Genomic DNA, 12,989 nt, shown 5'->3' with positions numbered 1-12,989 from the left:
AGTGTGAGTTTGTGTAAACCGCAGCCGGTTAGGCGCCGTCGGTCGCGATGATCGAACTTCCAGTAGACTCGAACGAGAAAGGCACCCATAGGTACTGACTAAGTGCTCGTTGCACGTTCCTCTGCTTGCCAGGGGGAATGTAGAAGAGCATGAACCCTCCGGCGCCTGCGCCAAGCAGTTTTCCGCCAAGCGCGCCGTTTGCCTTTGCTGTCCTGTACACCCCGTCGATGACGTCATTCGATACCGCTTCGGCGAGGCCTCGTTTCAATTGCCAGGCCTCGTCGAGCAGGGCCCCGAAGTCATCGACGGAGGCTTTGCCCGCAAGGATCGCTGCGCCCTCTTCCGCCATATCCATCATGCGTAGCACGGATTCGCTCTTCCTTTCGAGATTGGACGAAACCTCCTTGGCAACGTCCGACGCCGTGCGGACCATGCCGGTGTAGAGCATGATCAAGTTCGATTCAAGTTCCTTGTGGCGATCTTGGGCGACCTTCACAGGTTCAACGTCGATCTTTCCTGACTTGAGAAACCGTATCCGGTTTAGTCCACCGTGGGCGGCCGCGACTTGATCTTGCGCCCCAACGCTGTCTTTCATCACATTCTGCTCGAGCTCGATTGCTTTCAGCGCCAGTTCGTGCTTTCCAATCGTCTGGCCGCGAAGGGCCGTGAGCGCGTGGATCAATCCCACGGAAAACGATGAGCTGGAGCCCATTCCGCTTCTCGCCGGGAGGTCACCTTGGTGATGAATTTCGAGACCGAGCGCGTCGTCGAAACCCATGTACTTCAGACATTCGCGGACGGCTGGATGCAAGATGTCCTTAAGTGTCGTCACCGTCTCGATATGAGACCACACGATCCTGTGCTTTATGTTGAAGAAGGGCGGCAGGTAGCGGCACGAAATGTAGCAGTACTTGTCTATCGTTGTTGACAAGACGACGCCGCCTTCCCGGAGATACCAGGCAGGGTAATCACTCCCACCTCCGAAGAACGAAATCCGATACGGGGTCCTCGAGATAATCATTGATCAACTTCCTCACTGGCGAACGATTGACGGCTACCGCTTAACGAGACATTCTGACGCGAAGTCCATCTCCCATGGATTTCTCCGCGGCAGTGCTCGTCGGATTCTTGGCCCAATCCATGATTTTCCGCGTGACGCCATGCCGATCCAGGCCGTCCAGACGGCGAAGATAGTCTCGGCTTCCAACTTCGAATCGATACTGGTCAGGAAGGGCAAGTCGTAGGACGGGAACTCGGATCCCATGGTCCGAAAGGGTCTCCAAGATGATGCTTCCAAGGCCGCCTACGATGGAATGCTCCTCGAGCGTCACTATCCTCGCCGTCCCGTCCAAAAGTGACGCCAGCCTTGGTGCGTCCACGGGTTTCAATCGGTACACGTCGACGACGCGCGCGCTGATCCCTGACGCTTCAAGGTCGTCTGCCACCTGAAGCGCTTGTGTGGTCATCACGCCGGTGGCGACAATCGTGAGGTCGGTTCCGTTTCGTACAATCCCGCATCCTTGTGTGAACTCTGCGGAGTCGGGTTCGTACATCGGCGTGAAGGGCCCCTTGTCCAGGCGGATGTACTTGGGGCCCGGTGTCCTGTAGGCGAGCGGGATTATGCCTCCTGCCATCGTGTAATCTGAGGGGCTCCAGATGGTCATGCCGGGCAGGCACCGCATTACGGCAATGTCTTGAGTGATGTGGTGGGTCGGGCCGTCGATACTGTATACGTACCCGGCGCCCATCCCAATCACGGTCACTGGCAAATTCATGCAAGCTACGTCCACCTTGAGTTGTTCGTAGCACCGCAGCGTGACGAAGTTTCCGATTCCGTAAACGAACGGGATCTTGCCTTCGACCGCCAGGCCGCCAGCCACGCTAATCGCATTCTGTTCAGAGACACCGACGTTGTAGAATTGATCGGGAATATCCCGCTTGAATTCCTTGAATTTGCGTGCACCCATGTCGGCCGATATGACGACCACATCGCGGTCGGCCACAGCTATTTTGTAGAGCTCCTCAAAAGTGGCGTCCCGCGCCTCCGTGTAGATTGTGCGGACGGGTTTCATGCCAGTTCTCTCCTGATTTCCGGGATGCGCTCGGCGGGCGGCAAGGTGTGATGGGCAAGGGGTGTGTTCGCGAGGGCCGAGATGCCCTTACCTTTCACGGTGTGGGCGATGATCATGAGCGGCCTATCGGACCTTCGACCGTGGATGCCTGCCAACGCCCCTTCAATCTCAGCGAATGAGTGGCCGTCTATCTCGATGACTTCCCACCCGAAGGCTTTCCATTTTTCGGCAAGGGGCGCGAGACCGGCCGTGTTCTCAATGAAGTCCTCAGAGCCCAATTTGTTATAATCAGTGACTGCGACGAGATTTCCCAATTTTTGTTGCCGGGCGAAAATCGCGGCCTCCCACACCGATCCTTCCTGAGTCTCCGCGTCGCCGATAATCACCACCGTGAGGTGCTCCTTCTTGTCGATCTTGGATGCCAATGCCATCCCGCACGCGACGCCAAGCCCGTGGCCTAGCGAGCCCCCGACGATTTCCACTCCCGGGATCCTGTTGTCCGTGTGCCCACTCAATATGCTTCCATCGTCAAGAAAATGCTCCAATTCGCTTCTCGGAAACAACCCGAGGTCCGCGAGCACGACGTAAAGTGAGTTGGTGCCGTGCGCCTTGCTGAATACGAGTCGATCGCGGCCTTCCCAACGCGGATTCCCTGCGTCGAAGCGGAGAATCTTGCCATAGTACAGTGCCACTAAGATTTCGACACAAGATAGCGATCCTCCAAGGTGTCCTTTCCCGGCACGCATCACCATCTCGAATGTGTCGCGTCGGACTTCTTTGGCCTTCTGGACAAGAGCTTGAGTTTGCATCTGCGATTCCTCGATCAAGTTTTGGTTCTGAATGTTCAAGGTTCAGTGGCTACCCTTTGTGGGCGCGTGTTCGCTCGCGATGATAATCCAATAGATCGCGAAGGGTGGTTTCCACGGGAATCTCTGCCCTCCACCCGGTCGCGGCCTTGAATTTGGAGATGTCGGGTACTTGCAACGTGACGTCGGACGGCCGGAGCAACTTCGGATCCACGACGTGTTCGATTGGCACTCGCGCCATCTTTTTCAGCATCGCCAAGATCTCCCCGATAGTCATGACGCGTTCTCCTCCGATGTTATATACCTCTCCCGGTGAGCACTTTTCCATCATCAACCAATAGGCTCGAACAGTGTCGCGCACATCCGCCATTGTGCGGACGCTGTCGAGGTTTCCCACCCGAACGGGATTCTCCCTGTGGCCCAACTCAATCTCGGCAATCTGCTGGGCAAAAGCGCTTTCCGCGAATACGTCGCCGCGACGGGGACCTGTGTGCGTGAACATTCTCGTACGGATCGTCTTGAGTCCGTAGCTTAAGAAATACTGGTATGCGATCATGTCCTCGCCGACTTTCGATACCGCGTACGGGCTCGCGGGTCGGAATGGGTTTTTCTCGCTTATCGGTACTTCGGAAGGTAGGACCTGACCGTACACCTCTGAGGAACTGCATATGTGGATGAGCGGGTCCTGCTCGGCGATGCGAACAGCGTCGAGAAGATTGGTGGTCCCAATGACGTTGGTTTGCAGTGTGTCGGCGGGGGCGATGAAACTGGACGAGACGTAAGACTGCGCGGCTAGATGGAATACCCGATCCGGTCGGATCTCACGCAATAGGTGGACGAGGGAATTCAAGTCGCGTAGTTCTGCCTGATGCAACGTTACTTTGTGCATGACCTGGCGGAGGTTCTCGAGCGGGCTTCGCCACCGCACTAACCCATGTACTTCGGCTGTCGCGTGGTTCTTTGTAATGTATTCGGCAAGGTGGCTACCGACCATGCCCGTGATTCCAGTAATGAGGATTTTCATCTTGTCACAACCTTCGATTTGGGAAAACGGGCGCCGGTCGGCCCGCCATGTTTTTCTCTGACCATGCGGTGCCCTGTGACCCTAGCACCGACCATATTAATCCTTTGTCGGAAAGTGACGGAACAGCAGCATGGGCGCGAGGTGCTTTTTATGGCCTTCCCAGTGCATTGACATGAATGGCCGGTCGAGTCAGTGCCCCGTCTCCGTGTCCATTCGTGAAACCATGTGACATCCCGACCGCGGGCCACCCCTCGGGTCGGCATCTACCGAATTGCCGACGAATCTGGATCCGGGTCACGATTCAACAAGGTCGCCCATTAGATTCGCCCAGGCCGTGGACGCCCGGTGATTGCGGTTGGCGATGGTCAAGTACTTCTTGTGAAGATCCTGGATCTCATGGATTGGCAGCGCTAACACGTCGAGAAACGTGGCTGCGAGGCGTTCGGGAGCGTTGCCCGTCTCGCAAAAACGCAAGGCGTTCTCGTTGAAATACCGGATGACGAACGAACTTGCGCTTCCATGGATCACGATTGGTGGGCCGGCTGCAAGGCAATCCACCATGCGTGAAGGCGCATCGATGGATGTCTCGTACGACTCGTCCAGCGAATCCGGCAGATAGATGCAATCGCATTGCGACGCCAACTCGAGGACGGTATCGCGGTCTCGCACCCAGCCATGGACCGCAAACTGACTGTCTCGAACCCCCCATGAAGTCAACAGGTCTCGAGTCCAATCGCCGCAGGTCACGAGCTCGATTTTCTTGGCACTGGCTGTCCTTAATTTTGCGATTGCTGCACCCAAAATCGAAATGTTTTGCCGAAAATGAGGGCGGGGTGTTCCTGGAAGGAATATTCGAAACGGTTCGTTCACGTCCCGCGGGAAAGGCGTCCATTTCCACGCGGCATCAATCACGGAATCCTGAAGTGGCGTGCTTTGAACACGAACCGGGTGCCCAAATTGAGCGGAATAGCGCAATGATGAGGCATTGCTTCCCGAAAAGCGCGCCGAGGCGCGGCTGGCAATGGAACGAAGAGCAGCCATCCTGGCGCGGTGGAATAGCGGATTCTTTGACGTCCGAGAGTGCCAAATGGTGTAGTCGCCGAGCCAGTAACGGAGGTCCACGCGCTTGTTAAGCCGTCGACAAAGGGCCGCCATGTAGAAATCTAGTAGGGCGTCGCCGTTCGGATGGAGGAGGAGACGGTCGATCTCGTGCTCGTCGAGCATGCGGGCGAGGCGCCGTGGCGAAGGCTCCAGCGTGGCATCTGCTCCTAACGATGCCAAAGCTCTGGCGATCCACGGAGTTGAAAGCCGCGATGAAAGGTGCACCAGCTTCATCCCGTTGGTTTTCGATTCTTCCTCTGCCTTGCGAGGTTTGACCGTGTATGCGACCATTCGTGGCTTTGTGGGTGCTCCACCAATCAGGGCCTTGAGGACGTTGCCGGTGCTGCCCGACTCCGAAGGTGGATACCCACCGACGACGACGGCACTTCTAATTGCCACTTTCATCCCCTTGACTCGTCGACGAATCCGTAAGCGGTCTCATTTCGCCCAACGTCGGCGCCCGATTGTCCATACGCATGGCTTCGTCGGCAATCCCTTCGAATTATCTCGCATCGTCGACTTTCCTGATAGCTAGGTTGCCGCCGTCTTTAGCCATGGAGCGCGCGTTATTGTGCGACGGGCCGCGGGAGAATCGCCGCGGCTCGGTGCCGTTTGTCCCACATGGCCCCGCATGGCATCCGTGGTGTCCCCCAGGATGGCTTGAACACGGCCGCCCGTGAGTCGCGAACGTTTCATCTCGCATTGACCCCTGCTTTGTCGATTCCCAGGAACTTTGCTCGTTGGACGCTGGCCAACTGGCGCCGCGCAACGCCGTGGTACTTCCGCCTCAGCGCGGCTCTGTCGTCAGGGCCCAGTGACACGACCTCGGAAAGCGTGGCGGCCAGATCTTTCGGGGCGAGGCTTTGACAGACATAATCAAGATCGTTCGCTTCCATGTAATCGACAATGCCAGTATCCGGTCCACCGTGCGCCAGGATTGGTACGCCTGCGACGAGATAATCCGACGCTCGTGATGGGCACCCGCAATTGTTTTGTCGGGTCGTTTCGGCGAAGGTGCTTGCAATAAACGCGCACGACGCTTGTTGCCCTGCGCGGATCACGTCTGCCTTGGTTCTGAGCCTGCCAAGGAACCTGATGTCCCGCTCTTCGAACCCAAACCTAAGAAACTCCCCTTTGGCCACATTCCCGGACGCCACTAGAAGAGGTCTGCGGCCCACTTGGCGCTCAACAAGATCGAAAGCACGCGCCAAAGTGCCGAAGCTTTCGCCGAGGTGCCCGTTGTTTCCGGATATGAAGACCGTGGGACGATCCATGGGCCCGGGGGGCGGGAACTCGCGACTCTCGTGCCGGCGAAGGGCTTCGTCATGAATTGGGTTGTACATCACATCGAACGGGAGGCCGTAACGCTGTTCATAGGAGCGTCTCATTCGTTCACACGACACGAACCTAGGGTCGCACCGCGCGAGCACGAATTTGAAGGCCGCGTTGAACCTCTTCTTTCTCCCGCCTCTCAACACTTGCTCAACATGGACCGTCGGTTCGTCAGCTACCCAAATGGCGGCCCTGTGCTTCGGGATTTCCCGGAGCAATCTTGCCAGGAACCGCATGAACTCGAAACCGTACCCAGTGTGGATAAGCAATCTAACGTCGCCCAGTTCGCTAATACGTTTTCCCAACGCACATGCGGACGGTTGGGAAAGAAGTTGGTTCATCCCGGTCTCGTAAAGAACTCGTCGAAAGGGTCGCCACCTGTCGGATGAACATAAATCGACAAAAATGCTTTCCCAATGGGGTGTTCTTGGCGCGACGTCCTCCTTCCATGGCTGAGCGCCATACACGACGAGCCGAGGAAAATTGGGCGGCGAGTGGACTAGTTGGAACAGGTTTGCGGCCGCACCGAATGAATTCTCGAGGGGAGGTGGTGAGTCGGTTAACAGTACGTAGGCTGGCTCGAGTCCGGCGTCACCGACTTCCCTCATCGAGGTCTCTCCTGCCATCGCCGTTGATATCGTATGTGGGTTGGGCGTCATTTCACATTCTCCATCGGCGACGCAAGGCAACGGACGGGCGTCGTACAGTTGGCGAACGCCCTTGGCCCATGTTCCGGCGAGGCACTTTGCGAGAACGGCGTTCCAAGGCAAGGCCGAATGAAACCCTTTGTAAACGCGCCTTTCCGCAACAGGGGGCGGGGTCGTCAATCCGGAGCGCCGAACACCAAGAAGGCCCGTCGTGAATCAGGAGTCTAGCTTTCACGCGCCATGCAGACTGGCGCGAACGATTTTGCCCAGACCATGGAAGGCGTCTCAATTCGGAAGCGCGACCCGTGCAGGCATGCTAATCGCTGGCGCCTCCGTCATCGGGGTGCGTAAGCCAGGGGAGGACAGGCCGGACCACGCCCAATGAGGGGCCCCGATAGTCGCCGATTCCTTCCCCGTCATCAATTGTTTCAAACGCCAGGACATTGGCGATCATCCCCGCCCCCGGCCTTCCATCCTTCATCAATAGGCAAGACAACTTGTGTAGGCCGGCTGCCAAGAAACGGCCTGGGATCGTGCACTGCGTTCTGTAGAGCCCTTCGGAGTAGACGCGGCCACCCCAGTTTGGTTCATGGAAATTGGCCGTGGCAAAAAGAAGCAAGTCCATCGCGTTGTGGACTTGGAAGCTGGCGTTCAGACGCGTTCCATCTTTCTTGCAGTAGAAATCCATCTCAAGGGTCACTGGCCTCGCTATGTCATGGGTGCCAGACACCTTGCCCGCCTCGTCTTTGATACGCACTGCCCGGATCTCGGCGAACTCCGACCCAGGCCCCGTTCCGGGCGCCCATGTCGTCTCGGCTCCGGTCGCCAACCCCTCGGCCACGTACTTCTCCACGACTTCCCGCGTTGCGCCATCCATTTTCACGCGTCCGCGTTCAAGGAGGATCGTCCGGTCACAAAGTGAGACGATGGATGGGAGCGAATGGCTCACAAATAACACGGTGCGACCTGTCGCCGCGACCTCGTTCATGCGTCCAAGGCACTTCCTTTGGAAGGCGGAGTCGCCAACGGCCAACGCCTCATCGACTAGCAAGACGTCGGGCTCGAGGTGGGCCGCCACGGCGAAGGCCAGCCGCAGGTACATGCCGCTGGAATAGAACTTCACCGGCGTGTCGGCAAACTTTTCGAGTTCGGCAAAATCCATGATGGCGTTGTATCGGGCAGTGATTTCGGCTCGTTTCATGCCTAGGATTGCGCCGCTCAAGAAGGTGTTCTCTCGCCCGGTCAACTCGTGATGAAAGCCGGTTCCGACGTCAAGCAAAGAGCCCACGCGACCGCGAATGAATGCCCTACCAGTTGTTGGTTGCGTGATGCGGGAAAGGATTTTCAGGAGTGTGCTTTTTCCGGCGCCGTTGCGGCCGATGATGCCCACTACTTGGCCCGTCGGTATCTCGAACGAGACGTCTGTGAGCGCCCAGAAGGTCTCCCGTCGGCCTCTGCCGCGCGCACGTGGCTTAAATTTGTCCGTCAAGTACTCGCGCAGGGTTTGCTGCTGGCCGCGTTCGCCGAGGCGGTAGGTTTTCCCGAGGCCCTCTACCGTGATTGCCGCTTGACTTGGCGTGCTTGAGCTGACGCGGCTCTTCACAGATGGGACCGCCTCGCCCGGTTCGGGGGGGTCAATTCTTGAATTCATGGCTATCCCGGGCAAATCCTGTCGTTTCGAGTCTTGCGCCATGTTCTATACCTGTCCAACGATTCCGTTCATTCGTACGCCTTCGCGATCCGGCTCCCGACTAGTGGATCCATACTGCGCGAGTTGGTTCCTCAAAGGCACCGCGCGTGCATCATACGACGTCGGCGAAGTGGCGCTCGATGCGTTTGAAGTAGAAGGCACCCGTCACAAAGATGATTAGGGCCGCCGCGGCGCTCACTGCGATCAAGGGTCCCGGCGCGGTCTCGGTCCTGAGGAGGGCCCATCTGAAGCCCTCCACAACGCCAGCCATTGGGTTAAGGGCGGAGAGCGTTCGGAACGGTTCGGGGAAGATGCTCGACGGGTACGCGATTGGTGTCGCGAAAAACCAAAACTGTACGAGGAACGGGACCGCGTAGCGGACGTCTCGGAATTCGACATTGAGTGCGGACAGCCACAGCCCGACTCCGAGGGCGGTTACCACAGCCAAGAGCACTAAGAAGGGCAGCAAAAGGATCTGGGGTCCAGGCACGATTCCGAAGTAGATTATCATACCAACGAGGACAACGCCTGCTATGAGGAAATCGACGAGTCCTGCCAGAATCGCGGAAAACGGTATCACGAGCCGCGGAAAGTAGACCTTGGTCAATAGGTTCCTGTTCCCAACGAGGCTATTCGACGACTCGTTAAGCGAAAACGCGAAAAGTTGCCAAGGGACGAGTGCACAGAAGGCGAAGATCGGGTAAGGCACGCCGTCCGATGGCATTTTCGCCAATTGGCCAAAGACCACGCTGAAGACGACCATCGTGAAAAAAGGTTGGATGATTGCCCAAGATGCACCAAGCGCAGTTTGCTTGTAGCGAACCTTCACGTCGCGCCACGTGAGGAAGTACAGTAATTCGCGGTAGGCCCAGAGCTCCTTGAGATTCAGCGGCGCCCATCCCCGACTTGGTTGTATCACGAAGGTTGGTGATTCCGCGCTCTTCTCGTTCGTTGTAGACACCATGGTTTAGAGGCTCCAGTATGAAACGCTTCCCTTCAGCGGGTCATCGGCGTAGACGCCTTTCACGTCGACGAACACGCGCTCCTTTCCTTCCCCAGAAAGCAGTTCAATCAATCTCCCGAGCCCGCGCTCAACGAACGAGGCGTGTGGGACCGCGACGACAATCGCGTCGTACTTGGCGCGCTCGGTGAAGGGGTCGGCGATGAGAGCAAGTTCGTCGTCCGTGACGGTGCGGCCATCGACTATCGGGTCGTGGGCGGCGATGATCATACCATGGCGGCGTAGTTCACGTATGACATCGAACGAGCGGCTGTTCCGCGTGTCACGTACATTCTCCTTGAAGGCGAGACCCAAGACCAGTACACGGGATCCGCGCGGCGCCTTTCCCGCAGCGACCATCAGACGCACGGTCTCGGCCGCCACGTGGCGGCCCATGGCATCGTTGATCCGACGACCCGCGACTATGACCTCCGGGTGATAGCCCACGGCCGTCGCCTTGTACGTAAGGTAGTACGGATCGACCGGGATGCAGTGCCCGCCCACGAGACCGGGCTGGAACGGGAGGAAATTCCATTTCGTCCGTGCGGCGGAGAGCACCTCGCGGGTGTCGATGCCAAGTTTGTGGAAGAGCACGGAGAGCTCGTTCATGAGCGCAATGTTGAGGTCTCGCTGGATGTTCTCAATGACCTTGGCTGCCTCCGCGGTCTTGATGTCGGGCGCGCGGTGAACGCCGGCCTTCGCGACGAGCGAGTATGTGCGCGCCACCACATCCAAAGTGGCGGGGTCGCTTCCGGATACGATCTTGACGATCTTGTCGATAGTGTGCGCGCGGTCGCCCGGGTTGATGCGTTCCGGCGAATACCCGACCCCGAAATCCTTGCCGACCTTAAGCCCCGATTCCTTTTCCAGGATCGGGATGCATTTTTCTTCCGTGCAGCCGGGATAGACGGTGGACTCGTATGCGACGATGCGTCCGCGCGTGAGGTTGGCGCCCACGGTCCGGCTCGCCGCCAAAAGTGGCCCAAAGTCAGGTTGGTTCACTTCGTCGACTGGCGTGGGCACGGCGATGATTATGAATCTCGCGTCGCGAAGTCGAGCGGCATCCGAAGTGAACTCGACCTTCGCTCCGGTCACTTCCTCGGGCGTGGACTCCTTGTTGCGGTCGAGCCCACTTCGAAGTTCTTTCACGCGGGCGTCGTCGATGTCGAATCCGATCGTCTGCGTTTCGCGCCCGAAGGCGAGAGCGAGCGGGAGCCCGACGTAGCCTAGCCCGACGACGGCTATCGGAGATGTTACTTCGGTCGTCATTCTCGGTCGATCCTCAGTGTCTGGGCGAAATCCCTGTTCCCCATGTACCAGTCGACGGTCGCGCGCAGCCCCGTGTCCAGGTCAACTTGTGGTTTCCAGTCAAGGAGTTTCTTGGCCTTCGAGATGTCGGCCCACGTCGCCTGGACGTCCGCGCGGTGCATCGCCTGCCGGTCGAACGTGGCCGTCTTCCCTATCAGGCGTTCAAGCTTGGAGATCACGGTGGAAAGCGGCGTGGGCGCGTCGCTCCCGAGATTGATAATCTCGTAACCGAGCGGCGTCATCGCCGCGATCGTTCCACGCGCTATGTCCTCGACGAACGTGAAATCGCGCTCCTGCGCACCGGTCCCTTGGAGAAGAAGCGGTTCGCCCTCGGCGATCCAACGTACGAACCGGAAGATACTCATCTCGGGTCGTCCGGCGGGGCCATAGACGGTGAAGTACCGGGGAATTGTGAAGTCCAAGCCGTAGAGATGGTGGTACGTGAAGGCCAACGTCTCAGCCGCCTTTTTCGACGCCGCATAGGGCGACAAAGGACGAGACGTGGCCGCGTCCTCGCGAAACGGGCGCGGCGTGTCCGCGCCGTAGAGACTCGACGTGGAGGCTTGCACGATCTTTTTCACATCATGGTGACGGCATGCCTCGAAGAGCGAGATGGCGCCGTCGACGTTCGTTTGGCAATACAGGCGAGGGTCAGCGATCGATTGACGGACACCGGCCCGGGCGGCCAGGTTGAGCACGGCGTCGAAGCGATGTTTCGCGAAGACGGATTTCATAGTCGTCGGATCTGTCACGTCGCCGCGGACGAAGCTGAAGCCTTCCCGGCTGGACAGTCGCGAAAGACGCCACTCCTTCAGCCGGACATCGTAGGCCGAGTTGAGGTTGTCAACGCCGACCACCGAATGGCCTGCATCGAGAAGGAGCTCCGCCGTCCGCGAGCCGATAAAACCGGCGGACCCGGTGAGAAGAATGGTCGTCATGGGACGCTCCTTCCTGCGCGTATTCGAACCGCTCTTTCGTTTCGTCGAAACGCACGACGCAGGGGCCAGATTCGCCGGGGTCCTATGATCATGTGCATTCCTGCGCGAAGTAGTCGCGGTGCGAATCTTATTCCGCCGTACTGCACAGATTTGCGAAGATGTTCAAGGGTTGCCCCCCAGTCGCGGCGCCTGTAAGCGTCGACCATCGCCCACATGTTCCCACTGGCCCGCGATTCCTTTTCCACTTCGCGAAATTCCATGGGCGTGTTCGAATCGGCGAATAGCCGGTCGATGATCCGCAACTTGTCGACGCCGAACGTAGATCGTTGTCGGCCAGTCACAGAGGCGTCGTGCAACCGGAACCGCGCCCAAACTGCCGACTCATGTTGGATGTCTCCGACGAGTGAAAGCCTTAGCCAGAGTTCCCAATCGATTGTTTTCCCCGCGCCCGGATCCATGAACCCCACCGCGGCAAGCGCGGAAGACCGTATGAAGGCGGAAGGCGTAGCGCAATTGTTCACCATCGTCCGAAGGGATTCGCGGGAGCTCCATGGCGAGCCGACGAGCAGCCCGGTTTGTGAACCTTTTGCGTCAATCACCGCACACCGACCAAAGGTCATCGCGGCGGTCGGATGGGACGCGAGGCTCAGTGCTGCCGCATGCAACGCACCGGGCTCGTAGAGATCGTCTGACGCTTGGAGTCCGATGATTTCACCGGTCGACAACCGCCACCCATTGTTGATGGCATACGCGTTCCCATCGTCGGGTTCACTCACGAACTTGGTAATCCACCGACCGTAAGCGCCGACGATTTCCGACGTCTTGTCGCGGCTCGCCCCGTCCATGATGAAGTACTCGATGTCGGGGTAGCCTTGCAACAGCACGGACCGTATCGTCTCTTCTATGAACCGCCCCTGGTTATAACTCGCGGTGATGATGCTGATGCGGGGCCATGGTCGCCCGTCTGGCATGGTCGACGGTTGCGGCGGAGCTGCGTCCGTCCACGGCCAGCCGGTCCGGCCCGGCGGTGGGGGCGGCAAGTCCTCGAGCGTCGGAAGGCTCTTCCGAACT

11 protein-coding genes are annotated in these 12,989 nt (G+C 58.5%); all 11 read right to left on the bottom strand.

Annotated elements, in window-relative coordinates; translation table 11 throughout:
• Window positions 1-28: 28 nt before the first annotated feature.
• The 11 genes from HY556_11555 to HY556_11505 all read right to left on the bottom strand — a co-directional run bounded on the left by HY556_11555 (window position 29) and on the right by HY556_11505 (window position 12,889).
• Window positions 29-1,021 carry a kinase gene (locus HY556_11555; protein ID MBI4394410.1) on the bottom strand — a complete coding sequence of 331 codons (993 nt, stop codon included), beginning with the start codon at window positions 1,019-1,021 and terminating at the stop codon, window positions 29-31.
• 40 nt (window positions 1,022-1,061) lie between these two features.
• A complete protein-coding gene (locus HY556_11550) occupies window positions 1,062-2,072 on the bottom strand; it encodes a 1-deoxy-D-xylulose-5-phosphate synthase (GenBank protein ID MBI4394409.1) in 1,011 nt (336 codons plus the stop codon).
• Window positions 2,069-2,881: a transketolase gene (locus tag HY556_11545; protein ID MBI4394408.1), complete on the bottom strand. Its 813-nt coding sequence runs from the start codon at window positions 2,879-2,881 to the stop codon at window positions 2,069-2,071. The genes HY556_11550 and HY556_11545 overlap by 4 nt, the downstream gene beginning before the upstream one ends.
• Before the next feature lie 49 nt (window positions 2,882-2,930).
• Entirely contained in the window at window positions 2,931-3,902 is a 972-nt protein-coding gene (locus HY556_11540; GenBank protein MBI4394407.1) for a GDP-mannose 4,6-dehydratase, read from the bottom strand.
• 294 nt (window positions 3,903-4,196) lie between these two features.
• A complete protein-coding gene (locus HY556_11535; protein MBI4394406.1) occupies window positions 4,197-5,408 on the bottom strand; it encodes a hypothetical protein in 1,212 nt (403 codons plus the stop codon).
• Between the two features lie 287 nt (window positions 5,409-5,695).
• Window positions 5,696-6,640 carry a hypothetical protein gene (locus tag HY556_11530; protein ID MBI4394405.1) on the bottom strand — a complete coding sequence of 315 codons (945 nt, stop codon included), beginning with the start codon at window positions 6,638-6,640 and terminating at the stop codon, window positions 5,696-5,698.
• Window positions 6,641-7,298: 658 nt separating this feature from the next.
• Window positions 7,299-8,633 (bottom strand): ATP-binding cassette domain-containing protein, encoded by a 1,335-nt coding sequence (locus HY556_11525; GenBank protein MBI4394404.1) that lies wholly within the window; start codon window positions 8,631-8,633, stop codon window positions 7,299-7,301.
• A 151-nt stretch (window positions 8,634-8,784) separates the two neighbouring features.
• Complete coding sequence (locus HY556_11520; GenBank protein MBI4394403.1) at window positions 8,785-9,636, bottom strand: ABC transporter permease; 852 nt, start codon at window positions 9,634-9,636, stop codon at window positions 8,785-8,787.
• A gap of 3 nt (window positions 9,637-9,639) precedes the next feature.
• Window positions 9,640-10,941 carry a nucleotide sugar dehydrogenase gene (locus HY556_11515; GenBank protein MBI4394402.1) on the bottom strand — a complete coding sequence of 434 codons (1,302 nt, stop codon included), beginning with the start codon at window positions 10,939-10,941 and terminating at the stop codon, window positions 9,640-9,642.
• Window positions 10,938-11,918 carry an SDR family NAD(P)-dependent oxidoreductase gene (locus tag HY556_11510; GenBank protein ID MBI4394401.1) on the bottom strand — a complete coding sequence of 327 codons (981 nt, stop codon included), beginning with the start codon at window positions 11,916-11,918 and terminating at the stop codon, window positions 10,938-10,940. The genes HY556_11515 and HY556_11510 overlap by 4 nt, the downstream gene beginning before the upstream one ends.
• Window positions 11,915-12,889: a glycosyltransferase gene (locus HY556_11505; GenBank protein MBI4394400.1), complete on the bottom strand. Its 975-nt coding sequence runs from the start codon at window positions 12,887-12,889 to the stop codon at window positions 11,915-11,917. Before HY556_11505 ends, HY556_11510 begins: the two co-directional genes overlap by 4 nt.
• Between the last annotated feature and the right edge of the window lie 100 nt (window positions 12,890-12,989).

The organism is Euryarchaeota archaeon (assembly GCA_016207515.1).
Taxonomy (GTDB): domain Archaea; phylum Thermoplasmatota; class SW-10-69-26; order JACQPN01; family JACQPN01; genus JACQPN01.
This window is presented reverse-complemented; position numbering and strand designations above follow the sequence as displayed.